Genomic DNA, 24,789 nt, shown 5'->3' on the forward strand with positions numbered 1-24,789 from the left:
GAAAGGTTGATCGAAGTGAATCCGAATGAATTAGCTTATATGTCAGTAGCAGAAATGTCTAGGAAAATTAAGAATCGTGAATTGTCTCCAGTGGAAATTGTGGAATCATTTATCAAACGAATTGAAGAAAGAAATAAAAGCCTAAATGCTTTTGTATATTATGGGTTTGACTATGCCCGCGAGAAGGCAAAACAAGCGGAACAAGACATTTTATCGGGCAAAGAATTAGGTCCGCTGCACGGTGTTCCAACCGCTATGAAAGACCTTTTTCATCACCCAGGATGGATCAACACATCGGGCGGCATTCGCTCGCTTAAAAATCACGTCTCAACTAATTACAATTTATATACGCAACGAGTGGAAAAAGCAGGGGCCATTCTACTAGGGAAAACGAACAGTCCAATTATGGGATTCCGAGGAACAACTGATAATTATCTTTTCGGACCTACCCGAAACCCGTTTGACCTTTCAAAAAATTCAGGCGGATCCTCCGGTGGAGGGGCGGCAGCAGTTGCAGATGGACTTGTTCCTATTGCAGAAGGAACAGATGGCGGAGGTTCTATACGTATTCCTGCTGCATGGTGCGGATTATATGGATATAAATCTTCCTTTGGACGAGTTCCATTCATTACGAGACCAAACGCATTTGGTGCCATTGCTCCATTCCTCTATGAAGGAACCATGACGAGAAGTGTTGAAGATGCTGCTATTGGCTTAAATGTATTAGCCGGCTACGATGCAAGAGATCCATTTAGTTTAGATGAAAAAACGGATTTTACTGCCTCTCTTAAGCGTTCCATTAAAGGGATGAAAATTGCTTACAGTTCTGACTTTGATGTGTATCCAGTGGAACCTGAAATAAAAGATATTGTATCTAAGGCGGTTAGAAAATTTGAAGAATTAGGTGCTACGGTTGAAGAAGTCAAGTTCGGTATTAAGCGCCATCACATGGAGCTAGCTGAATTATGGTGCCGTCTGATTACCATTTCGACGATTGAAGCATTTGAAGGGTTCAAAAAACAAGGAATCAACTTGATGAAAAATCATCGTGAAGACCTTCCTCCTGAATTAATTTATTGGTATGAAAAATGTGATGGAATGACTCTTCATGATCTGATCAGAGATCAGCAAATCAGAACAGAGATTTATGATGCCATCCAAAATGTCTTTGAAAATTACGATCTAATTGTTACACCAACATTAGCATGTATGCCTGTTGACAATGCAAATGACGGAAATACAGTTGGCCCAACTCAAATTAATGGTGAAGAAGTAGAACCTTTAATCGGCTGGTGTATGACTTATTTCACCAATTATTCGGGACACCCTTCTGCATCGATTCCGGCAGGTCTATCAAAAAACAATCTTCCAGTAGGTATGCAAATAATAGGAAAAAGATATGCAGATCATGATGTGCTGGCAGCAAGTGCTGCTTTTGAGAGAATTAAACCTTGGAAAGATGATTATAAACTTGTAGAAAACAGGCAGCTATAAGTCCTTTCAGGTAAAAAGGGGGTGACACGCCGCTCTATAAATAAAAAGCTCTTACTTCCAATTCTAGGGGTGATAAATATGAATGTTGTAAAAATGAATAATGTTGAAATTCAAAAGAAGATATCATTTACTGATTTCTTAAGTAAATACGGTCTCATTGTTGGGTTTATTATCCTTTTCGTAGTGATGGCTTTCTTATCCCCTGTGTTTTTAACGAAAGTTAATTTAATTAATATTCTGCGACAAGTGGCGGTTAATGGCATTATTTCGGTAGGGATGACTTTTGCCATTATCTCCGCTGGTATTGACCTTTCTGTAGGGGCTGTATTAGCCTTTTCCGGTTTAATTATGGTAATGACACAAGGCCAAGGAGCGGTTGTCGCATTATTAGCAGCGCTGTTATCAGGAGTTTTATGGGGATTTGTAAACGGTATGTTTATTACAAAAGGAAAAGTGCAGCCCTTCGTTGTAACGATGGCATCCATGACACTTGTTCAAGGGGTTACACTCATGGTCTCAGGTGGACATCCTATCACTCTTAAAAATCCAACTCTTTTAAGATTGGGAAGTGACTATCTAGGGCCAATTCCGATTTTGGTTGTTGTCTTTGCAATTGTGATTATTTTAGGATGGGTACTCTTATCTAAAACCAGTTTTGGTCGATACACATATGCAATAGGAACAAGTGAAAGTGCAAGTAAATTAGCTGGAATTAAGATTGATAGAATTAAAATTTTAATTTATACCTTATGTGGTGCAATGGCAGCCTTAGCAGGAGTTATTCTCACCAGCCGCTTAAGTTCCGCTTCTCCTATTGCCGGGGCGGGATATGAACTTGACGCGATAGCAGCAGTCGCGATTGGTGGTGCTAGTCTCGCTGGTGGAGAAGGAAAGATGGTCGGAACCCTTTTTGGAGTGCTAATCGTAGGGGTTATAACGAATGGATTGGTTTTGTTGGACGTTAACGTATATATCCAACAGATTATCAAAGGTATTATTATTCTCGTGGCTGTTTTAATTGGAAATCGAAAATAAAAAAATTGGGGGAAATAATGATGAAAAAACTTTTTAAATCGCTCGTCTGCTCTGTTGCACTAGTAACTGGATTAGTCGGATGCAGTAGTGCATCAAATTCTTCTGGGAGTGGCAATAGTGATAGCACGTCAAAGGATAAGCAACTAGTTGTTGGGGTAACGTTAAGCCAAATGTCCGATCCGTTCTTTGTGAATGTAAAGCAAGGGATTTTCGATCAAGCAAAAAAGGATAATGTAAAAGTTGTATTCGCAGATGGACAAGCAAACACTGCAACGCAATTATCCCAGGTAGAAGATTTTGTTTCAAAGCAGGTAGACTTAATTGTACTTAACCCAACAGAAGCAGACCCACTTGTGCCTGCTGTTAAAGAGGCAAATAATGCTGGAATCCCGGTCATTACCTTTGATAGATGGGTGACTGGCGGAAAAACGGTAACTCACGTAGGGGCTTCAGCCATTGAAATCGGTGCGCAAGCCGGTGAGGCACTTTTTGAATACTTAGGTGGAAAAGGGAAAATTGCCGTTATTGAACATATTCCCGGTGCATCTACTACTATTGATCGTACTAAAGGGTTAGATGAAGCACTAAAAAAATATCCTGGAATTAAAGTAGTTGCTCGTCAATCTGCTACTTCCCGTGCTGAGGCCATGTCTGTAATGGAAAATATTTTAACGGCTAATCCGGATATCGATGGAGTCTATGCCTACAATGACGATAATGCCCTTGGTGCTTCTGATGCTATTATTGCAGCAAAGAAACAAGACAAAATCGTAGTAACAGGTGTAGGTGGAACTGCTCCAGCTTTAGATGCAGTAAAACAAGGAAAATTACTTGCTACAGTGGACATCCTGCCTCTTGAGGAAGGGAAGCTTGCCATTAAAACAGCCGTTGACGTTCTTAAAGGTAAAAAAATTACGGAACAACACGAAGGAAGAACATGGGTACTTCAACAATCTAAAGTTGTAAATGGTCCCCAGTGGGACAAGAAAAAGTAAAAGGAGTTAAAAATAGTAGCTGCGGCATTGCCGCAGCTACCTTGTTATAAAATGATCAAAAAATGGGGGTGTGTTCACTTGGGTGCAGCTTTGCTTACTATTTCCAATATATCCAAAAGATTTTCGGGAGTTCAAGCATTAGGAGGAGTAGATTTTAATCTTTATGCTGGTGAGGTTCATGCTCTTGTCGGTGAAAATGGAGCAGGGAAATCCACATTAATGAAAGTCATAGCTGGAGTTCATCAACCTGATACAGGTCGGATTGTGATTGATGAAAAAGAAGTAAACTTTTCAAATACAGATGATTCCCAAAAAGCAGGAATTAGTATGATTTACCAAGAACTTAATCTTATTAATACTATTAGTATTGCTGGAAACATCTTTCTTAATCGAGAATTCAAACACGGGATTTTCTTAAATGAGAAAAGAATGAACGAGGAAGCAAAAAAATCATTAGATCAAATTGGAGTTAAATTAGATCCAAGAGTGAAGGTAAGTCGATTAAGCATGGCTCAAAAACAACTCGTTGAGATTGCAAAGGCTATTTCAATGGAAGCAAAAATTATCATTATGGATGAGCCAACTTCTTCTTTGACGGAGGGGGAAAAGAAATATCTATTTGATATTATTGCCGCTTTAAAAAAGAAAGGCGTAGGGATTATCTATATTAGTCATGACTTGGATGATGTATTTAAACTAGCCGACCGAATTACAGTATTACGTGATGGTTGCACAGTAACATCCAGTTCAACCGATTCAACGAATAAAGCTTCGGTAATAAATCAAATGGTAGGACGAGAACTAAATCAAATCTATGATTTTCAAACAAATGTTAAACCCAAGGTATTACTGGAAGTAGATGGGCTATCGAATAAAGAACTTCTAAAAGATATTTCTTTTTCTGTACGAGAGGGCGAAATTCTTGGAATTGCCGGATTAGTTGGAGCAGGGAGAACGGAATTAGCTTATCATCTCTATGGGTTAATGAAGCCGGAAGTCGGAATGATAAAGCTGAGAAGCAAGGTCGTTTCCATTGATTCACCTTCAAAGGCCATGTCTTTGGGCATTGGATTAGTACCTGAAGACCGAAAGGACATGGGGCTTTTTCTTAATATGCCCATTCAAACAAACGTCTCCATGTCGAATCTAAAATCCATTCGCCGTGGCGGGTTAATGCATTCGAAGTTGGAAAGGAATAAAGCATTGCAGTACATTAAAGACTTTAAAATTCGTACATCCGGACCTGAAAAGAAAGTAGTAGAGCTTAGTGGGGGAAATCAGCAAAAAGTTGTATTAGCGAGAACCGTGGATACCAAGCCGCAGCTACTAATTTTTGATGAACCAACAAGGGGTGTGGATGTTGGTGCTAAATCCGAGATTTATAAACTGATGTATAAACTAGCTTCAACAGGCGTCGCGATTATTATGATATCTTCTGAGTTACCTGAAGTATTAGGGGTTTGTGATCGAATCCTTGTTATGCGTGGAGGCACAATTGCAGGGGAATTATCAAGAGAAGAGGCAAATTCGGAATTAGTCATGCAATATGCGACTGGGCAAAAATAATGAAAAAAGCTCTTACTACGGGCGATGACCGGCAATTGCATCGCTCTTTCTTTTTAAAAGGCGGGCATTGTCGTGCTGCCAGGCAGATACAGGAGAATGAAAACCTAATGCTCGATTCTTTCTAAAACTTTAGGGAAACATTGGGGCATTTTTATTAGATTCCTGTCCGAATCAAGGGCCCAGTCGGACAGCTATGAAGAATTTAAGAACAATCCTGTCTGAATCAGATTCCCTTAAGTAAAAAATAAATAAATCAGTTCAAAAACAACAATTTTTTCAAAAACAGCCTACTCATTAACACTATTTTCTTTCTTCCATTGAGAACACAATTTGATATTTTTAGACAAAATCATCATAATTTTTTTATTTTGCTGCTTTGGAGGAAAGCCGGCAGGTATAAATGTCCTGTCGGCTTATTGCAAGTTAGACCATAGATATTGTCTGAAGCTGGGTACTAAAAACCTTATTTAATGCCACTATAACCCCAGCATGATCATTATCCTGTGTAACATAATTCGCTTTCTCTTTGACACAATCAGGAGCATTCCCCATGGCAATCCCCAGGCCAGCTGCTTCTAACATCCCAATGTCATTTACGCCGTTACCAATTGTTACGACTTCTTCAGGGGATATCCCAAGGTGGGTGATGACCGGTAAAATCCCCGTCCATTTTGATCCCTTCGGAAATACCTCCAAGCGGTCTCCTTCATCAAAAGGCGCTGCTGCATCCTTTGCTGTTTCCTGCAAAATGGCCCGCTGCTCCTGGTTTACATAAAGTACTAACCGATGTGCATCACGATTTGTATCGTTTAAATCGGAAAGCTTCGCTTCTGGGAGCAAGTACTCAATCCCTTTTGGGGGGCGATTAGAACGGGATTCCCTATATGAAAAATGAATATAAGCACTGCCTAATTCTTCCGCCGTAACACATAACTGATAGGCTAATGATGCAGGTATTTTCCCATCATGAATGATTTCTCCATTAATGAGAGAAAAACCGCCATTATAAGTAACGAAAATGGAAGTTCCGAGCTGCTCTCCATATTTTTTGGCACCATCATAAGATCGGCCTGTCGCCAATCCAACAAGAATTCCTTTTTGCTGAAGTTTCTTTACGGTTTGCACCAGCTCCAAGCTTAATTCTTCTTTGGAATCTAGGATCGTTCCATCTATATCAAGAAAAACGATGCGATACATTTAATCACCTCGACGATTATAGTTTTATTTCATTCTCTATCATAATACAATATACTGATTTTTGTATATTTAAAAATAATTATACGTAAAAGATTCAATAACTGGAAAAAAATTCTTTTAAAAAAGTATTGTAAACGTTTTAAATAGATGTTACATTATGAGTGTCGAAAGTACAAAAAATTGTACATTCACATTAATCACAAAACACCTTTCAAAACGCTTTGAGCGATTTTTTTTATCTTAATTATACAAAATACTGTACATTGAACGGATGGTGATGATGGACAATCTTGAAAACCTTTTTACGAAAAAGGGCATCCTATTACAAAAGGTTGCGGAGGAATTATTGTTCATTGAAGTGAATGAACGCTTGCCGAAGATTGGTGACTTTGCCGCTAAATTTCATGTTGGCCGCGGCACGGTCCAAACGGTGTTAAAAAAATTAGAAGATGAAAACTGTATTAAGCTAGAAGCTAGAGGCCATCTTGGGACCTTTTTGCGATACAAAAATATTTCAAACTTATTAAGATTTTCAGGAGCTAATCAAATTACCAGCGTCATGCCGCTTCCTTATTCCAAGAAGTATGAAGGATTAGCAACAGGAATAACGTCACAGTTTGAACAATTGGGCATTTCTCTCAATATTGCCTTTATGAGAGGATCCAAACCAAGACTTCATGGAGTGAAGGATGGAAGATATGATTTTGCGCTCGTATCGAAATTCTCGGCCATAGAAGAAATGAAAAAAGATCGGTCATTAAAAATTGCGTTAGAATTCGGCGCAAAGACCTATGTATCTGAACATGCCGTCATTTTTTCCGACCCGGAAAAGAAAAACATGAGCGACGGAATGAAAGTTGGAATTGACAGTTTCTCGACCGACCAACAAATCCTGACAAATGCAGAAGTTCAGGGTTTAAACAACATTCAGTACCTTGAATTCAACTATATGCATTTACTTCAACATTTAAAGGCACAAACGGTGGATGCGATGATTTGGAACGTGGATGAAATTAACCATTCAGCGTACAATATTCAGCCGCTGACCTCACCACTTGCGCTTCAGTTTGAAAAACATATGAATGAAGCTGTTTGTGTAATCCGTTCGGAAAATCGAAAAATGGAATACATTCTGCACCATTTATCTTTAACAAGAATAGTAGAAACGCAAACCAAGGTCGTAAACGGGGACTTAATTCCAAAATATTAATTTTTTCAGTTATTATACGAAAAATTGTATTTTAATGGGGGTGGTTACTTTCCAACAAACAATGACAGTTTCACGCATTCCAGATTAAAAAAACATTAAATCCGCAAACTAATCGTAATCATATAGCTCAATATACAGTTTTTGATATATTGATATTCTGAAGAAGCAAGGGGAGGCATTAATAATGGATGCTACTTTAAAAGAGAGAATCGATCTTTTGCATGATACAAACCAAATCAATGATGAAATTTATAATCGGCTGCCTTATTTAATGGAAGAAGTTGAAAACTTCCTTGATGTAAAACTAACGGAAGAAAATGCCGGTTCTTTTACGAGCCACATTTCAGTGGCTTTGCAGAGAATTTCCAAAAACGAGCCTGTCACAGACATCGCGAGTGAATTGGAAACGCTTATCGGAGAAAACCCGGATTATTATCAATTTGCTAAAGATTTATTGGAAAATGACGAAACAAATATTGATGCAGAAGCAGCATTTATCACTTTATATTTCTGTTTGTTAACTGGAAAGGGGAATGAATAATGTTACGAATCGTTGTTGGAGGTCTTAAAAAGGACGTTATTGAAAGAAGTGCAAAAGCTGTTGGTGGAGAGAATGTACAAGTTACCGTTACATCTGATTTTGATGCAGCTAAAAAAGTAAAAGCCGGAGATGCCGACTATTATTTAGGTGCATGCAACAGCGGCGGAGGTGCAGCCCTTTCGGTTGCAATCGGTATTCTTGGCTATGGCAAATGTTCGACAGTCGCCAAAAACGGAAAAAAACCAAATCAGCAAGAAATTGAAAAATTAGTTCAGGACGGAAAAATCGCTTTTGGTATGGCTGTAGAGAGCATAGAAGAAGCTGTACCAGTAATTGTGAATAGCTTGCTTAAAAAACATAACCTTTGATAGGAGATGGGGAAATGGATATCTTTCAAAACTTATCGTTCTTTGAAATAGCAGTTGTGGTCTTGCTGACTGCGTTGACTGGGTTAGCTGCTCATTTGGGAAAGGCGGTATTCCACGATGGAATTCGCCCGATCCTTCCTGAGTTTTTAGAAGGTCGAATGAAGCGTACAGAATTGGCTTCAATCTCCTTCGGTTTAAGTATCGGATTTATCGTCTCTGTCGGGATTTCGTTCGCCGTATCCTTTAAGATGCTGAACCCGTGGCTGCTTTTCCTGCCAACGGATATTTTAGGGGTAATGGCTGCCAGCTGGTGGATGGCGGCAGGACTTGGAGCTGTATGGGGAGTTGTTGCCTTATTTGGACTAACAGGCGTTCAGACAGCGTTTTCCTTACTGCCAATTGATTTACTTGGTTCTTTAGGGGAATTATCTACACCCGTTCTTGTAGCGTTTACAGCGTTTCCGATTATCGCGATTTTATATCAATTTGGCTGGGTACGAGCCTTGTTTTCTGGGCTTGCAGCATTGGTTGTCCGTCAATTGCTTCCAATTGTCGGCGGCGTTTGGACGGATAAGGCAAATGCAAATTTAAAAGAAGCAAGTGAAATTGCTGGTGTTACTTTCCCTGATAAGGCTGATTTCGCTGGTAAAGTGAAGGCGCTGAAGGACGCAGCTGAAAGTAATCCACACGTACAAGATTTAATTTCACAAGCAACCAATAACTTTTCGTTGGGAAGTACAATTTCTGGTTTTACGATGCAAATTGCCGTATTGATGTTAATGGGTATGATTCTATTAATTACCTTTGCGGTCATGAAAGACGTGAAAAATAAGGCTGAAATTACTATCGATACGGATGAAGAAAACATCTTTGAAGCACGTACAAAACGGATATATAAAGGTCTGCCAATCCTAGCAGCGATTGGTGCTTTACTTGCCATTGCTACTAATCTCGGATTAATGAATGGATCAGAGGTTGATGGTCCAATCTTGCAGCAAGCTTGGGCAGCTTCAGGGGCAGAGCGAAGCAACCTTCTTCACAGTGCAGCGATTGCTGACATTATTAGGGGTATAAGTTTTATTCCATTGATTGCGACCACTGCTCTTGCAACAGGTGTTTATGGTGTTGTTGGTTTAACCTTTGTTTTTCCTATTGGTCTATTATTACCGAATCCAATTCTAGCTGGTATTATCGGTGCACTGTGGGTTTGCTTAGAGGTTATTGCTCTTCGCGGAATTGGCCGTTTCTTACAGCGCTTTCCCTCATTGCGTGAAGCGTCCGATAATATCCGTTCATCCATGAACTCTATGATTGAATTGGCCTTATTTATCGGTGGAGCTTTCGCCGCGATGAAAATGGCACCAGATGCAGTTGGTTTATCGTTAACCGTTTATATTCTATTATACGCTGCAAACGAAGGTCTCGGCCGTCCAGTCATGAAACTTGCAGCCGGTCCAGTAGCGATTATTTTAACAGGTATTATTCTGAACTTATTATATTTTCTTCATCTAATCTAAAACTTGAAAGGTAGGTTTATCCTACCTTTCCCTATGGAGGTAATTACTATGAAAGTTCATTCCGTTACAGGAACAGTTGATCCGCAGCAAGTACAGAAAACGATGATTCATGAACATCTTGTGTTTGATCTTTCAGGTGTACGCCAGGAAGTAGATAAGGATTCTAAACTCGAAGACACTCCGATCTTAGACCGAGAAATCCAAATGCTGAAGGATTCAGGCTGCAACACGATCGTAGAAGTTTCTAATATGGGAATGGGCAGAGACGCAAAGGGACTTTATCACATTGCCAAAAAGCATGACTTAGTCATTGTGGCTTCCACAGGTTTTTATAAAGAATCCGTTTATCCTGCCTTTGTTTTTGAAAAATCAGCTGAAGAGCTGGCTGATATGATGATCCGCGAAATTACAGAGGGCATGGATGACACGGATATCAAAGCAGGTTTCATCTCTGAAATCGGCAGCAGCTTGAACGAAATCACTCCAACTGAACAAAAAGTATTTCAAGCTTCCATTATGGCCCATAAGATGACAGGGGCACCAATCAGCACACATTGTGAAATTGGAACGATGGGAAAAGGACAGCTGGAGATTTTCCAAAGATATGAAGTCAATCTAAAACAGATTTCTTTCGGCCACCAGGATTTAAACACTGATCTGGAGGAACAATTGCTTCTATTGCAAAGCGGGGCCTATATCCAATTTGATACCATCGGCAAAAACAGCTACCGAAAAGATTCTGATAAGGTTGATAACCTGCTTGTATTACTGGACCGCGGCTATCAGGATCAAATTATGCTATCTTGCGATATTACAAGAAACTCTCATTTGAAGGCTAACGGCGGACATGGTTATAACCATTTATTTGAAAGCTTCATTCCCGCGCTGTTAAAAAGCGGCGTGACAAATGAAATCATTGAAAAAATGCTCATTCATAACCCACGTAAATTTTTAGCATTTTAAAATGGTACGAATTATGAGAAGGAAGGGCAGGAAATGAGTCTTAAATATGAACGTTCTATTTTGAAGAATATGACGTTAGAAGAAGCAAAAAAGCTGCAATTTCGGCTCTTGGATGAAGTAACGAAAGAGTTTTCGAATAATGAATTCTTTCAAATTGGCGATGTCGGTCTTCATCCGGACTATCAACGACCGCTAACCACTGCAAGAGTCGAAAAGGTTATTGGCAATACCTTTGGTGCAGACGCTTGTGCTTTAGTGCGTGGGAGCGGGACAGGCGCGATCCGGGCGATACTAAGTGTATTACTTGAACCTGGTGATCAATGTATCGTTCATTCGGCTCCAATGTATACGTCAACAAAAGAAACATTTCGCCTGATGGGTTTAAAACAAAACAAAGTCAATTTTAATGATATGCAAGCACTTGTAACATCGTTAGAAGCAGATAAAGAATCCAAGGTTTTTTATGTTCAGCACTCACGACAGCAGCCTGTCGATGAGTATGACTTAAAGGAAATCATCTCCTTGGTAAAAGAATTGCGTCCTGACTTAGCGATTGTCGTGGATGACAATTATTGTGCGATGAAAACCCAGTTTATCGGTACGCAGTTAGGGGCGGACTTCTCCACTTTTTCTGGCTTTAAATTGTTAGGGCCAGAAGGGATTGGTGTGATTTTAGGCAAAAAGGACACAATTCAGCGGCTTCACCAGCGAAACTACTCCGGTGGAGGGCAAGTACAAGGTTTTGAGGCGAATGAACTGCTTCGAAGCTTGGCGTTTGCTCCTGTTATGATTGCCATCCAAAATGAGCAGGTTGAGGAATTGTGTTCCCGAATCCATCATGGCGAATTAGAAGACATTAAAGAAGCTTATATCACTAATTCACAATCCAAGAACGTGATCATTGAATTCGAGAAGCCAATTGCCGTTCAAGTAATTGAGCTTGCCTCCAAATATGGAGCAGCCACTTACCCGGTCGGTGCTGAATCACGTTATGAATTGATTCCGATGATTTACCGAGTATCTGGGAGCTTTCTTGAAAGCAGACCAGAACTGAAAATGCATGGGGTTCGTGTAAATCCTATGAAATCTTCTGCAACTACTGTGATTAGAATTTTACAAAATGTACTGGAAGAAATCTCTAGGGGGTGATTGCCCATGTTTATCAATATGACAAAAAAACGAAATCCTGGACTCATCCAAGCGGCGGTAAAACTACATCAGGAAGGAAAAATACCTGCCAATACGTATGTGATTGACGTGGATTCGTTGGAAGATAACGTAAGAAAACTTAGTCAAACTGCAAAAGAGCATGGACTTAATTTGTATTATATGTCAAAGCAAATCGGAAGAAGCGGATTTGTGGGCAAGTTCATCGAGCAAAGTGGCATCGAGCGGGCAGTTGCCGTTGATATAGATGAAGCATTTGAACTTAAAAAACAAGATTGTCATATTGGCAATATTGGTCACATTGTTCAGCCAGGCAAATCTCAATGGGAAGAAGTATTGACTAAATTACAGCCGGAGGTTGTTACTCTTTTTTCAGTAGAAAAAGGCAGACAGCTTTCAGAGGCAGCTGAAAAATTGGGCCTGGTTCAGGATGTCATTCTGAGGGTGATTAGACAATCTGATATGGTTTATCCAGGTCAATTTGGCGGCTTCCTATTGGATCAGCTTGAAGATAGTTTGGACGAGCTGCTGCAGCTTAAAGGAATCAGTGTAATTGGAATTACAAGTTTTCCTGTACTGCAAATAAATGGAGAAAAAAATAATTTTGATTTTACCTCCAATATGGAAACGATCCAGCTGTCACGTAAAATCCTTGAAAATAAAGGAATTACCGTGACCCATGTGAATGCTCCGAGTGCGACATGCTGCCACACGATACCAATGCTGAAAGAGTATGGTGTAACACATGGAGAACCAGGACATGCACTGACTGGCACGACGCCATTACATGCCTACAAAGAGGATCTACCAGAAGTCCCGGCGATGGTGTATGTATCCGAAATTTCTCATATGGATGAAAAATATGCGTACACGATCGCAGGCGGATTTTACCCGCGTTCCAATATGGAAAATGCACTTTACGGAAGCCATGAAACAGACATTTTGGAACAGCATGCAACAGTGGACTGTGTATCACCTGAAAATATTGATTATTATGGATGTCTAAAGCGTGAGGAAAATATGAAGGTGGCCGACACGGTTATCTACGCGTTTCGTACGCAAATATTTGTAACGAGAGCCCATGTTGCTTTCGTTCGAAACGTCAATTCTGATCAGCCAGAGCTTGTGTATTTCCAAAGAAGGGGGAATTAAGGTATGAGTAAAATCACGTTACTAGTGTTGGATGGATTTGGAGTCGGGGCCATGGAGGACTGCAAGGAACAAAAGGTTGAGGACATCAATGCCCATACGTATAAACATATCAGAGAGAACGTTGATTTAAATATTCCTACTTTATATGACTTAGGATTGGGAAAAATCGTAGATCAGGTAGGTACTCCAACAGCTGCTTATGGAAAAAGCAACTTGGCGCATCCAGGAGCAGACACCTTTATGGGCCATCAGGAACTGATGGGAAGCAGACCGCAGGTTTCAAAAAAACGCTTAATGAAAGACATCAGAAATACCCTGAAAAATGCATTGGAAGAAAAGGGCTACATTGTGACCAATCCATTTGAAGAGTCTACTATTTTACTAGTAAATGGTGCTGTTGTAATTGGTGACAATCTCGAGTCACAGCTTGGAAATATCATTAACGTTGTCGGAGATTTGAAGCAGTTATCTTTCGAGGAAGTTACTGAAATAGGGAAAGTGGTACGAGAAAACGTCGATACAAGCCGAGTCATTATTTTTGGGAATGAAAAATCGGATATTGAAACCATCCTTTCCGTTGTGAAAGAGAAAAATCCTGGGCAATGGGGCGTGGATGCTCCGAAGGCAAATGTTTATGGAGAGGGATACCGGGTACTTCATTTAGGGTACGGAGTTGATTTTGAGAAGCAATTTGCCCATATTGCCGAGTTAAATCAGATCCCTGTTTATCGTGTCGGTAAAACAGCCGATGTCATTCAAGCAAATGGATACAGTGATCCTGTTGTGAATACAAAAGACGTTCTTGAAACCTATGCCAAGCTTTATCGCGAAAGTGAAGAAAATGCGGTCTTCTTGGTCAATGTACAGGAAACCGACCTTGCTGGTCATAAAGAAGACAGCGAGTGGTATAAAGAAGTATTAGAGACATCAGATACGTTTTTGGCTTCCTTTATTCCGGAATTAGGCGACGAAGACGTGCTTATCATTACCGCGGATCATGGAAACGATCCAACGATTGGCCACTCTAATCACACAAGAGAACAAACACCAATATTAATTGTGGGCAAACATGTCAAACCGGTCTCCATTGGAACGAGAGAGACGATGGCGGATATTGCGGCAACGATGGCCGAATTTGTAGGGGTTGAAAGACCGGAGTACGGTGAGAGCTTTTTACATGAGGTTTTGTGAGAAATTTGAGGGGGACGTGCCTTTTAACAAGGAGATGGTAAGATGAAACTTGTAAAAGTTAAAGGTCATGAAGAAATGAGCGAGTTTGCCGCCAATTATATTTTGGATAAAGTGAAATCCAATTGCCAGGTTAAATTAGGTCTTGCAACAGGAGGTACTCCTGTTCGAACCTATGAAATGTTGATTGAGGATTTTAGAAGGAACTATACTTCCTATCAAAATGTTTCTACCTATAATTTAGATGAATATGTAGGGATTGCACCGGATGATCCTAATAGCTATCATTCATTTATGTTTAAACATTTATTTGATTACATCAACATTCCAAGGGAAAAAGTCTATATACCAAATGGACTTTCAGCGGACATTCACCAGGAAGCTAGTAACTATGAATATATCATTGATCAAATCGGTGGTGTAGATTTGCAATTACTAGGAATTGGTGAAAACGGCCATATTGGTTTTAATGAACCTGGTACCCCATTTGACACGGAGACACATATTGTAACATTAACGGAATCAACAAGAAGAGCTAATTCCCGTTATTTTGAAAGTGTGGATAAAGTTCCGGAAAAGGCGATAACGATGGGGATTGCCAGCATTTTAAAAAGCAAGGAAATTTTATTATTGGCTTCAGGTGAATCAAAAGCAGAGGCCATTTATCAGATGTTTACCGGGGAATCAAGTATAGACTGCCCTGCCTCTGTTTTGAAAAACCATCCTAATGCAGTGGTGGTGGCGGATGAAAAGGCTGTCTCAAAGTTAATCGCTACAATGAGTATGAGCCATAGCTAAAAACATCATAATATGCCAGTTAGAGGAAGCCGTACAAGATGCGGCTTCTTTTGCTTTGCAGGGATCAGTAGTTGGGGATCTCTTTACCAGCGGTCCTTATATTGATATATTCAAGATACTGAATATAGGATTTTGTCTGAAGGCGGTTAGAAGACATATGTGGGAAAAATTGTATTCAAAAAACGGACTAGCAGCTAAAAATATAGCTCTAGAGCTCTTAGCATTGGAAGTAGGCCATAAAATTCCAACTGTCACCGATTTTTGTGATGAACTCGGTTTAGGAAGAGGCACAGTCCAGGGGGCAATTAAACTGCTTGAAATGCTTGGAGCCATTGAATTAGAGGCAAGAGGTCATCTAGGGACATTTTTAATCAAAAAGGATGTAAGTCTACTTCTTGATATATCTGGTACAGGTCCTTTGGTTGGAGTCATGCCTTTGCCATACTCTAAAAAATACGAAGGATTGGCAACCGGCATTATTGATGGTTTCAACCTCCTGAACAAACGAATTAGCCTAGCTTATATGAGAGGTGCCAGCAACCGCTTGGAAGCGCTTAGGGCAAGACGTTATGATTTTGCTATTGTGTCACGATTGGCTGCTGAAGAGGGGACAGAACACCATAAAGGATTGGAGATCGTTAAATCCTTTGGCTTGGGGACCTATGTTTCAGAGCATAAGATATTCTTGTCTGATTCAACAAAGGTCAAGATTGAACCAGGGATGCGAGTAGGCATTGACCGTTCGTCACCAGACCAAACAAACATAACGCTGCTTGAATGTGAAGGCCTGGATGTTCAATTTATCGATCTAAACTATATGCAGCTTTTTCAAATGTTAAAAGAAAATCAAATTGATGCAGCCGTTTGGAATATTGATGAAATTCGCTCCGTCGAGACTTTTAAGGCTGTAGATTTTCAATCCGAAAAAGCAAAAAGCCTCATTATGAAAACATCAGAAGCTACTATTGTAATAGATACGAGCAGAAGCGAGGTATTAAAGCAAATCTCTTTGCTGGATACGGGGATTGTTTTAAATGCTCAGAGACTAGTGGAGACAGGAGAAAGGTTTCCGCAATATTAAAATTAGATTGTTTAGTATGTGGATAATTTTTTTGTTAAAAACGGCTATATAGCCACTAATGTGGATAAGTACATGTGTTCCTGTTAATATTGTGGATAACTAGTCGTTTTATTGTGGATAATGTGGAAAACTAATAAAACTATTTGTATTTATGCTATTTGAAATGTGGATAAGCTAGTGAGCAAAGGAGATTTGCTTGTGGATATCCTAACAAAAAAATAACCGGACTAATCAGTCCGGTTATTCCACTATTCCGCCAGCTCCGCCCATTCTTCCATCAATTGCTCGAGCTCAGCTTTGGCTTTTTCACTTTTTATGTTAATTTCCAACACTTTTTCGTGATTCTGAAAAATATCCGGCTCACATAATAAAACTTCACAATCCTGAATGTCCTCTTCAAGCTCAGCAATCCTTAATTCGATTTCTTCTAATTTTCGTTTTCGCTGCCGCTCTAGTTTTTTACTTTCCTTGTCCTGTTGATAACTATTTTTTTCTGATGTATCAACTTGAACCTTTTTAACAGAATCGGCAAGGGCTAATGCCGCCAGTTCTTCCTGTTCCAGCTTTTTTTCTAAATAATAATCATAATCCCCAAGATATTCACAGCTGCCCTCACGGCTTAACTCCAACACTTTTGTAGCGATGCGGTTAATGAAATAGCGGTCGTGTGATACAAACAAAATCGTGCCAGGGTAATCGATTAGGGCATTCTCAAGAATCTCTTTACTATCTAAATCAAGATGGTTCGTTGGCTCGTCTAAGATTAAAACATTTGCTTTCTCGAGCATAAGTTTCGCAAGGGCAAGCCGCGCCTTCTCGCCGCCGCTTAAAGTCGAGACCGTTTTCAGTACGTCATCGCCAGAAAATAAGAAATTGCCGAGCACTGTCCGGATTTCTTTTTCATTTTTCAACGGATAATCATCCCATAATTCGTTAAGGACACGTTTGTTTGATTTTAACTCCGCCTGCTCCTGGTCATAATAGCCAATTGAGAGGTTTGTCCCGTAATGAATCGTCCCGCTCAATGCTGGAAGCTTTTTAATGATCGTTTTTAAAAGCGTTGATTTGCCGATTCCATTTGGACCAACAAGAGCTATACTTTCACCTTTAAAGGCCCGTAAAGAAATCCCCTCAGAAATCACAGCACCCTCGTACCCGACCGCAAGGGAATCCACCATAAGAACATCATTACCACTCTGCCGCTCAATTTCAAATGAGAAAGAAGCAGACTTTTCATCCCCTAATGGACGATCCATGACCTCCATTTTCTCAAGCTTTTTCCGCCGGCTTTGCGCACGTTTGGTTGTTGAGGCACGGGCTAAATTGCGCTGAATAAAGTCTTGCAGGTTCGCAATCTCTTGCTGCTGCTTTTCATAAAGCCTCATGTCGCGCTCATAGTTGGCCGCTTTTTGGTCTAGATATGAGCTGTAATTGCCCGTAAAGCGCTGAATCTGCTTCCGGGATACCTCATACACCTGTGTGACGACTTTATCTAAAAAATAGCGGTCATGGGAAACAATTAATATGGCACCCTCATAACCCTGAAGGTATTGCTCCAGCCACGATAGAGTATCGATATCCAAGTGGTTGGTCGGCTCGTCCAGTATTAAGATGTCAGGTTTGGTTAATAGCAGTTTCCCTAAAGCAAGCCGGGTTTTTTGACCACCGCTTAAACTGGCGATCATCACATTTGAATCATGAAAATTTAGTCCATGAAGCACGGAGCGAATATCCGCCTCAAACTGGTAGCCGCCCTGCTCCTTAAATTTCACTTGAAGTCCATCGTACTCTTTTAAAATTCGTTCGTATCTGCTCGAGTCTTCGAAAATTCTAGGATCCGCCATTTGTTCCTCAAGTTTGCGCAGCGACTTCTCCATTTGCCGAAGTTCTTCAAAAACAGTCAGCATTTCTTCCCAGATAGACAAATTGGATTCTAACCCCGTATTTTGCGCCAAGTATCCGATGGTCACATCTTTCGGCTTAATAATTTCCCCGCCATCATGTGACAGATGGCCGGCAATGATTTTCAACAACGTTGATTTGCCTGCACCGTTACGGCCAACAAGGGCGACGCGGTCTCTTGTTTGTAATTCCAGCTTTATATTCGATAAAATAAGGTCAGCACCATAATATTTTTGTAATTGATTAACCTGTAATAAAATCATAAAATTCACCTCTATACTACTTAATAGTTTACCGTATTCCCTAAGGTCCGGCAATAAAGCATGTCAGTTCCCCTGATGTGAATACCTCATGGACAAAAAAATGTACCGATAGTTCAAAGTTTCACAGACATAGAAAGAAAAATAGTGTATGATTTAATCGGAGGATTGTTTATATGGCAGAATTCACTCATTTTAATGAAGAAGGCAGGGCTAAGATGGTTGACGTCAGCGATAAACCGGAAACGGCTCGCACCGCTCTTGCTCATTCAAGTATTACAGTCAGCAGAGAAATTTTTGAAAAAATAACAAATCATGAAATGAAAAAAGGCGATGTCTTAGCTGTAGCGCAGGTTGCCGCCGTGATGGCTGCGAAAAAGACATGGGATCTCATTCCAATGTGCCACCCGATTCCATTAACGGGAGTAAACATCTCTTTCTCATGGGAGCAGACCGGAGATAACTATCAATTACATATTGCTGCTTCTGTTAAAACAAAAGGAAATACAGGTGTAGAAATGGAAGCGTTAACAGCAGCCTCTGCCTGTGCTTTAACCGTTTATGATATGTGTAAAGCCGTTGATAAAGGAATGGTCATCGGACCGACCTATTTAGTAGAGAAAACGGGCGGTAAAAATGGAGATTTTAAGAGAACAGAACTAGTTTAACAAAACTATTTATATGGGGTGTGGGAGATTATGAGTAATGAAACGATGAAAATACCACAGGCGACAGCCAAACGGCTGCCCCTTTATTATCGATTTTTAAAAAACCTGCATTCTTCCGGCAAGCAAAGAGTTTCATCCGCAGAATTAAGTGAAGCGGTAAAGGTAGATTCGGCGACCATCCGAAGGGATTTTTCCTATTTCGGAGCTTTAGGGAAAAAGGGTTATGGCTACAATGTGAATTACTTATTAACCTTTTTCCGGAAAACATTGGACCAGGATGAGCTGACAAAGGTTGCTTTAATTGGGGTAGGGAATCTTGGCACAGCATTTTTAAACTATAATTTTTTAAAAAATAACAATACGAAAATTGAATGCGCATTTGATGTCGATCCTGGAAAAATGGGAACGATGATTCGCGAGGTACCGGTTTATCATTTGGATGAGCTGGAAAGGGTAATCACCGAACATCAAATATCGGTGGCGATTTTAACCGTTCCGGCACAGGTAGCCCAAATGATTACAGACCGGCTTGTAAAGGCAAATGTGAAAGGGATCTTAAATTTCACACCAGCAAGATTAAATGTTCCGTCTTCTCTTCGTGTTCATCACATTGATTTAGCTGTCGAGCTGCAATCACTGATTTACTTTTTAAAGCATTATCCAAATCCAACAGATGAAATCGAAATCGAAGAATAAAAGGTTTAAGGGCTTTTCGCAAAATTTTGCGGATGGCCCTTTTTTTATTAGGACAAGTTTTTTGAATCTTTACAACGTAACAGTGTTATGTTACATTGTTACGTAGAAAGGGGTTTTAATCATGAGCGAGGAGTTAATTTCGAAAAAGGAATTATTAGAGCTGGCGGGAATATCTTATGGTCAGCTGTATAGATGGAAGCGTAAAGATCTTATACCGGAGGAATGGTTTGTAAGGAAATCGACATTTACCGGCCAGGAAACCTTCTTTCCGAAGGAAAAAATCCTAGAAAGAATCAATAAGATTCAAACAATGAAGGAAAATTTATCGTTGGATGAACTAGCCGACATGTTTTCTCCAAGCCTGAGCGATTTGCAGTTAGATAGGGACGAGTTAATAAAACGTAACATTGTTTCAAATGCGGTGATGAATCTTTACCTTGAAAATGACCAAAGCGGCCCAAAATTTAACTTTTCCAGAATGCTTGAAGTTTATGTTTTAGAAAAGTTGCTGCAATCTGGGGAAATCAATTTGGATGAAGGGAAAATGCTGCTGCAGGTACTAAAGGATAATGCAGCGCTGATTAAGCAAAAAAGCTGTGAACTCATGATTACCCGCAAGCTCGGTGTATCATCGTGTCTCTTACTGATTAATGCTGAAGAGGTCCATTTTGAGCGGGGAACGAAGGTTGTCGTCCAGGTTTCCTTGATGACCTGTATGGAAGAAATCAAATCGAAATTAGTATAAAGGAGAATCCGTATGGAATTGAAAAATAGAGGGGATTTGGCCATTAATGGCTTAGGTTCTTCAAATGGGGGACAGTTTAACCTAGTTACATTAAATGGCAGAGGGACGATCAACAATGATGTGGAATGTCATGAATTTGAATGTAATGGTTTAGGGACGGTTAATGGAAATGTTACAGCAGATACGGCCAGAGTAAACGGGAATGCCAAGTTTAAAGGAACCTTCGAGAGCGAAAAGTTGACAGTTGAAGGGACGGCAAAATTTGAGAAGAACCTGAATGTGAAAAATTTAAGAGTTTCTGGGAAAGCTTCTGTAGGCGGGAGCGTAAAATGTGAGGAGATTAAACTTCGCGGCATGCTCTCAGTGGGGGAAGACTGCGAGGCTGAGTTATTTAAAGGAGAATATCGCTTCACAATCGGAGGGCTTTTAAACGCGGATCAAGTTGAGATAAAGATATATGGGGAATGCAAAGCAAAAGAGATTGGCGGGCAAACCATAACTGTAAGGCAGCATAAAGGGTCGTTCATCAGTGCTTTATTAAAGCCAATTTTCAAAGCGCAATTAGAAACGGAGTTAATTGAAGGGGATAAAATTGACTTGGAAAATACGATTGCCAAAGTGGTCCGAGGCAATCAGGTCAGAATTGGACCGAACTGTCAGATTGGCGTAGTTGAATACACAGACGAATTTTCACAGGATAAAAACGCTATCGTGAATGATATCAGAAAGGCATAAGGGGGGAAGGGAAATGAAAAAAGACGCAAACTTGATTATCAATGGTTCAGGAAGTTACCCTGGCGGCCGTTACGATAAAATCAGCATCAGGGGAGAAGGAACGATTGTAAGTGATGTAGAATGTTCCTCGTTTCATGTATATGGAACGAGCGAAGCGGTCGAAAATGTTAAAACAGGTTCAGTAAAAATTCTGGGGGAGGCAGAGGTTAAAGGGAATATCGAGGCTGAAGAAACGCTTATCATGGGAACGATGTCTGTCGGCAGCCGGGCACAGATGAAAAAAATAAAGATCCTTGGGCTGCTCGAAGTAGGCGAGGGACTTATCGGCGATCAAGCATCAATTAAAGGGAGCATCGTGGTAAATGGAGATGTAGAGTATGAAACCTTCGATTCAAGCGGCGGTTTTGAAATTAAGGGTTTATTAACCGCAGATACGATTAAGGTAGGGCTGCGCTTCGGCCAAAGCACTGCAGAGGAAATTGGCGGGGGAAAAATAACTGTCAAAAAGAAAAAAAACACCCTTCTTCCCTTTGGAAAAGAGGTTGGGACTCTTAAAGCGAAAGTCATCGAAGGGGATGACATTTTTCTTGAAAACACAACGGCAGATATTGTCCGCGGGAATCAGGTGAAAATTGGCCAGGGCTGCCAAATAGGATTGGTAGAGTATCGAGAGCATCTAAGCCAGGATTCCCAAGCAACAATCAAAACAAAGACAAAGATATAAAGGAGAAATCGGATGGTAGCAAAAGAGAGTAAATTAGGTTTAGTTGTCGCGGGGCTATTATTAGGGATATTGATGGCATCGATGGATAACACGATTGTCGTCACAGCGATGGGAACGATTGTTGGTGACCTTGGCGGGCTGGAAAGCTTTGTCTGGGTGGTTTCCGCTTATATGGTCGCGGAAATGGCCGGGATGCCGATTTTTGGCAAATTATCGGATATGTATGGCCGCAAAAGGTTCTTTATTTTTGGACTTATATTGTTTATGGCCGGATCGGCCCTGTGCGGAACAGCCGAAACGATCACGCAATTAAGTATTTACCGCGCGATTCAAGGGGTTGGCGGCGGTGCGCTTGTCCCAATTGCGTTTACGATTATGTTCGATTTATTTCCACCCGAAAAACGCGGGAAAATGGGCGGTTTGTTCGGGGCAGTTTTCGGGCTTTCAAGTATCTTCGGGCCGCTGTTGGGTGCGTATATTACCGACCACATCAGCTGGCATTGGATTTTCTATATTAATCTCCCGCTTGGGATTTTATCATTAATTTTTATCGTTATCTCTTACAAGGAATCGCCGATTCACCAGAAGCAGTCGATTGACTGGTGGGGAGCTGTGACATTAATTGGCGCAGTTGTTTGTTTAATGTTTGCCCTTGAATTAGGGGGACAAAAGTATGATTGGAATTCTTCAACGATTATTAGTTTATTCACAGGCTTCGGGGTTCTACTTTTGATCTTTTTGTTTGCTGAAACAAAGGCGAAGGATCCAATTATTTCGTTTGCGATGTTTAAAAACCAGTTGTTCGCTGGAAGTACACTAGTTGGCTTGTTTTACGGGGCTGCCTTTATGGCGGGAACCGTTTATATCCCGATTTTTGTGCAGGGGGTATATGGTGGGAGCGCTACGAATTCGGGGCTTATTTTATTGCCGATGATGCTTGGTTCCGTTGTGACGGCACAGCTTGGCGGCTTTTTAACGACGAAGATGAGCTACCGGAACATTATGTTTATATCAGGTGTTATTTTAATAGGCGGGTTTATCCTTCTAAGCACCATTGCACCAGAAACAAGCAGGGCGATCTTGACCCTGTATATGATTGTCATAGGTTTAGGGGTAGGCTTCTCTTTTTCCGTTTTAAGCATGGCTGCGATTCATCCATTCGGGATGGAGCAAAGGGGCTCCGCCACCTCAACCAGCAACTTTATCCGCTCCCTGGGAATGACTATTGGGATTACGATTTTTGGAACAATTCAAAGGAGCGACTTCAAAGAGGGATTGGAAAAGGCGTTTTCCGGAATGGGGCCAATGCCTAAGGGTGGCGCATTTGGCGATTCACGAGCGTTATTATCGGAAGAGGCAAGAAAGAACATTCCTCCTCAGATTCTTGATAAAATCACCGATGCTCTTTCCAGCTCCATTGTTCATACCTTTACATGGGCACTCGTCCCGGCAGGCATCGCCTTTCTCTTCATCTTTATCTTAGGCAAAGAACGAATGGTGTTCCATAAGCAGAAAGGGATTTCCAAATAAAAAGGTGTCAGGCACCATTGTGAATTTTTCACATGGTGCCTGACACCTTTCATTATTTATCTACTTTGTTTTTATATTTAAAGTGGAAAGTGATCATTTTTATGCCGGAGCCGAAGTCAAAGGTGGCTAAGACAACGAGCAGGTAGCTGAAAAAACCCCAGCCATTTGATTGCACGTCATCAACAGCGAAGTAAGTAAATAAACTGCCGAGTAGAAAGTAAATCAATCCGGAAATCAAGGGTGAACGTCTCATAGAAAGCCTCCGATAAAGTTTTGAACCGCCTCGGCCTCCCGCATCAGTCTTTCGATATCCTCCCGATAAACAGACTGAACGAGGACAACTAAGGTATTCATCGTGACATGTGCAAAGATCGGCACGATTATGCGTTTTGTTTTGACATAAAGAAAAGCAAAGGTGAAGCCCATAGCCGAATACAGTAAGATATGCTGAAACTCCATATGGGCTGCGGCAAAAATGACCGAGCTGATAATCGCTGAGATAAAGAAATTAAATCGTTTATGAAGGGCACCAAAAATGATTTTTCGAAAAACAATTTCTTCTAGAATCGGACCCACAATGCTTGTGACAAAAATCGCCAATGGGAAGGTTTCGATAATATTAACAATCTCTTTCGTGTTCTCAGAGCCTGGGTTAATGCCAATCAGGTGCTCAATAATAGCCGCTACGTACTGGGCAAATAGAGCTAAGAAAAAGCCGGCCACTGCCCACATCGCCGAGTACGAGAAGGAACTTCCCTTGCGCTCGAAGCTTTGTCCTTTCATTTCATTCCGTAAAATAAAAAGAATAATGATGAGAGCAACTGTAAAACTAGTCAACAGCCAAACGGGCACAGCTAATTCCAGTTTGCCCCCAAAATGCTTAAAACCGAACATGAATAACGGAACGCCAGCTAAACTGGAAAACTGCATAACGATATAAACAATTAAAATTATCCAATATTCCCTTTTCAAATAAGTAATCTCCTTCTGATCTATTTTTAATATGGCTGTGTTTGACTTGGCTGTTGATTTGCGCTTCAGGCGCGTGCGGTTCGCGGGGAGGTCCTGGAGCCTCCTCGGCGCTTTGGCGCCTGCGGGGTCTCCAGTGACCTCTATATCCCGCAGAAGTCTCGCGCCTTCCGCTCCAATCAACAGGTTTAAAAAATCATCAGTGCCCTTTAACACAGCCTTAATTTAAAAAGAAATAAATTCGATATGATTCCATCCTACATTTTACCTTTAAAAAGGGCCCCGTTC

The 24,789-nt window shown here is 40.7% G+C and carries 24 protein-coding genes; 20 read left to right on the forward strand and 4 right to left on the reverse strand.

Features of this window, described 5'->3' with window-relative positions:
- Positions 1–15: 15 nt before the first annotated feature.
- The 4 genes from PH210_RS24935 to PH210_RS24950 all read left to right on the forward strand — a co-directional run bounded on the left by PH210_RS24935 (position 16) and on the right by PH210_RS24950 (position 5,090).
- On the forward strand, positions 16–1,494 hold the full coding sequence (locus PH210_RS24935) for an amidase (RefSeq protein WP_289989081.1): 1,479 nt from the start codon (positions 16–18) through the stop codon (positions 1,492–1,494).
- 78 nt (positions 1,495–1,572) lie between these two features.
- The gene (locus PH210_RS24940) at positions 1,573–2,529 is read left to right on the forward strand and encodes an ABC transporter permease (protein WP_289989082.1); all 957 of its coding nucleotides are present in this window, start codon (positions 1,573–1,575) and stop codon (positions 2,527–2,529) included.
- Positions 2,530–2,549: 20 nt separating this feature from the next.
- Positions 2,550–3,524 carry a sugar ABC transporter substrate-binding protein gene (locus tag PH210_RS24945; protein WP_289989083.1) on the forward strand — a complete coding sequence of 325 codons (975 nt, stop codon included), beginning with the start codon at positions 2,550–2,552 and terminating at the stop codon, positions 3,522–3,524.
- A 78-nt stretch (positions 3,525–3,602) separates the two neighbouring features.
- Positions 3,603–5,090: a sugar ABC transporter ATP-binding protein gene (locus PH210_RS24950; protein WP_289989084.1), complete on the forward strand. Its 1,488-nt coding sequence runs from the start codon at positions 3,603–3,605 to the stop codon at positions 5,088–5,090.
- A 423-nt stretch (positions 5,091–5,513) separates the two neighbouring features.
- Here PH210_RS24950 and PH210_RS24955 read toward each other — a convergent pair whose 3' ends face one another.
- Positions 5,514–6,287: an HAD family hydrolase gene (locus tag PH210_RS24955; protein ID WP_289989085.1), complete on the reverse strand. Its 774-nt coding sequence runs from the start codon at positions 6,285–6,287 to the stop codon at positions 5,514–5,516.
- A 280-nt stretch (positions 6,288–6,567) separates the two neighbouring features.
- Here PH210_RS24955 and yhfZ (PH210_RS24960) point away from each other — a divergent pair, with 280 nt between their 5' ends.
- The 10 genes from yhfZ (PH210_RS24960) to yhfZ (PH210_RS25005) all read left to right on the forward strand — a co-directional run bounded on the left by yhfZ (PH210_RS24960) (position 6,568) and on the right by yhfZ (PH210_RS25005) (position 16,272).
- On the forward strand, positions 6,568–7,497 hold the full coding sequence (gene yhfZ, locus PH210_RS24960; protein WP_289989086.1) for a GntR family transcriptional regulator YhfZ: 930 nt from the start codon (positions 6,568–6,570) through the stop codon (positions 7,495–7,497).
- A 184-nt stretch (positions 7,498–7,681) separates the two neighbouring features.
- Positions 7,682–8,038, forward strand: coding sequence for a PRD domain-containing protein (locus PH210_RS24965; RefSeq protein WP_289989087.1), 357 nt, complete (start codon positions 7,682–7,684; stop codon positions 8,036–8,038).
- Positions 8,038–8,406 (forward strand): DUF2620 domain-containing protein, encoded by a 369-nt coding sequence (locus PH210_RS24970; protein WP_289989088.1) that lies wholly within the window; start codon positions 8,038–8,040, stop codon positions 8,404–8,406. Before PH210_RS24965 ends, PH210_RS24970 begins: the two co-directional genes overlap by 1 nt.
- A gap of 14 nt (positions 8,407–8,420) precedes the next feature.
- Entirely contained in the window at positions 8,421–9,923 is a 1,503-nt protein-coding gene (locus tag PH210_RS24975; RefSeq protein WP_289989089.1) for a YhfT family protein, read from the forward strand.
- Positions 9,924–9,971: 48 nt separating this feature from the next.
- Positions 9,972–10,886, forward strand: coding sequence for a phosphotriesterase family protein (locus PH210_RS24980; RefSeq protein WP_289989090.1), 915 nt, complete (start codon positions 9,972–9,974; stop codon positions 10,884–10,886).
- A 33-nt stretch (positions 10,887–10,919) separates the two neighbouring features.
- A complete protein-coding gene (locus PH210_RS24985) occupies positions 10,920–12,035 on the forward strand; it encodes an aminotransferase class V-fold PLP-dependent enzyme (RefSeq protein WP_289989091.1) in 1,116 nt (371 codons plus the stop codon).
- 6 nt (positions 12,036–12,041) lie between these two features.
- Positions 12,042–13,205, forward strand: coding sequence for a YhfX family PLP-dependent enzyme (locus tag PH210_RS24990; protein ID WP_289989092.1), 1,164 nt, complete (start codon positions 12,042–12,044; stop codon positions 13,203–13,205).
- 3 nt (positions 13,206–13,208) lie between these two features.
- Positions 13,209–14,396 (forward strand): phosphopentomutase, encoded by a 1,188-nt coding sequence (locus PH210_RS24995; RefSeq protein WP_289989093.1) that lies wholly within the window; start codon positions 13,209–13,211, stop codon positions 14,394–14,396.
- Between the two features lie 42 nt (positions 14,397–14,438).
- Positions 14,439–15,191, forward strand: coding sequence for a glucosamine-6-phosphate deaminase (gene nagB, locus PH210_RS25000; protein ID WP_289989094.1), 753 nt, complete (start codon positions 14,439–14,441; stop codon positions 15,189–15,191).
- Positions 15,192–15,348: 157 nt separating this feature from the next.
- Positions 15,349–16,272 carry a GntR family transcriptional regulator YhfZ gene (gene yhfZ, locus PH210_RS25005; RefSeq protein ID WP_289989095.1) on the forward strand — a complete coding sequence of 308 codons (924 nt, stop codon included), beginning with the start codon at positions 15,349–15,351 and terminating at the stop codon, positions 16,270–16,272.
- Positions 16,273–16,520: 248 nt separating this feature from the next.
- On the opposite strand, the gene PH210_RS25010 is transcribed toward yhfZ (PH210_RS25005), so the two are convergent.
- Entirely contained in the window at positions 16,521–18,437 is a 1,917-nt protein-coding gene (locus tag PH210_RS25010) for an ABC-F family ATP-binding cassette domain-containing protein (protein WP_289989096.1), read from the reverse strand.
- Between the two features lie 173 nt (positions 18,438–18,610).
- Between PH210_RS25010 and moaC the strand changes: the two genes are divergently transcribed.
- The 6 genes from moaC (at position 18,611) to PH210_RS25040 (ending at position 23,532) form a co-directional block, all read left to right on the forward strand.
- Positions 18,611–19,102, forward strand: coding sequence for a cyclic pyranopterin monophosphate synthase MoaC (gene moaC / locus PH210_RS25015; protein ID WP_223596519.1), 492 nt, complete (start codon positions 18,611–18,613; stop codon positions 19,100–19,102).
- Between the two features lie 30 nt (positions 19,103–19,132).
- Positions 19,133–19,798 carry a redox-sensing transcriptional repressor Rex gene (locus tag PH210_RS25020; protein WP_289989097.1) on the forward strand — a complete coding sequence of 222 codons (666 nt, stop codon included), beginning with the start codon at positions 19,133–19,135 and terminating at the stop codon, positions 19,796–19,798.
- A 121-nt stretch (positions 19,799–19,919) separates the two neighbouring features.
- Positions 19,920–20,543, forward strand: coding sequence for a YhbD family protein (locus PH210_RS25025; RefSeq protein ID WP_289989098.1), 624 nt, complete (start codon positions 19,920–19,922; stop codon positions 20,541–20,543).
- A gap of 12 nt (positions 20,544–20,555) precedes the next feature.
- Entirely contained in the window at positions 20,556–21,278 is a 723-nt protein-coding gene (locus PH210_RS25030) for a polymer-forming cytoskeletal protein (RefSeq protein ID WP_289989099.1), read from the forward strand.
- A gap of 13 nt (positions 21,279–21,291) precedes the next feature.
- Positions 21,292–22,002 (forward strand): cytoplasmic protein, encoded by a 711-nt coding sequence (locus PH210_RS25035; RefSeq protein WP_289989100.1) that lies wholly within the window; start codon positions 21,292–21,294, stop codon positions 22,000–22,002.
- Positions 22,003–22,014: 12 nt separating this feature from the next.
- A complete protein-coding gene (locus PH210_RS25040) occupies positions 22,015–23,532 on the forward strand; it encodes an MDR family MFS transporter (RefSeq protein ID WP_289989101.1) in 1,518 nt (505 codons plus the stop codon).
- Between the two features lie 52 nt (positions 23,533–23,584).
- Here PH210_RS25040 and PH210_RS25045 read toward each other — a convergent pair whose 3' ends face one another.
- Positions 23,585–23,785 (reverse strand): YdiK family protein, encoded by a 201-nt coding sequence (locus PH210_RS25045; protein WP_289989102.1) that lies wholly within the window; start codon positions 23,783–23,785, stop codon positions 23,585–23,587.
- Entirely contained in the window at positions 23,782–24,504 is a 723-nt protein-coding gene (locus PH210_RS25050; RefSeq protein WP_289989103.1) for a CPBP family intramembrane glutamic endopeptidase, read from the reverse strand. The genes PH210_RS25045 and PH210_RS25050 overlap by 4 nt, the downstream gene beginning before the upstream one ends.
- Between the last annotated feature and the right edge of the window lie 285 nt (positions 24,505–24,789).

Source organism: Paenibacillus sp. BSR1-1 (genome assembly GCF_030403775.1).
GTDB lineage: Bacteria > Bacillota > Bacilli > Bacillales > Cytobacillaceae > Neobacillus.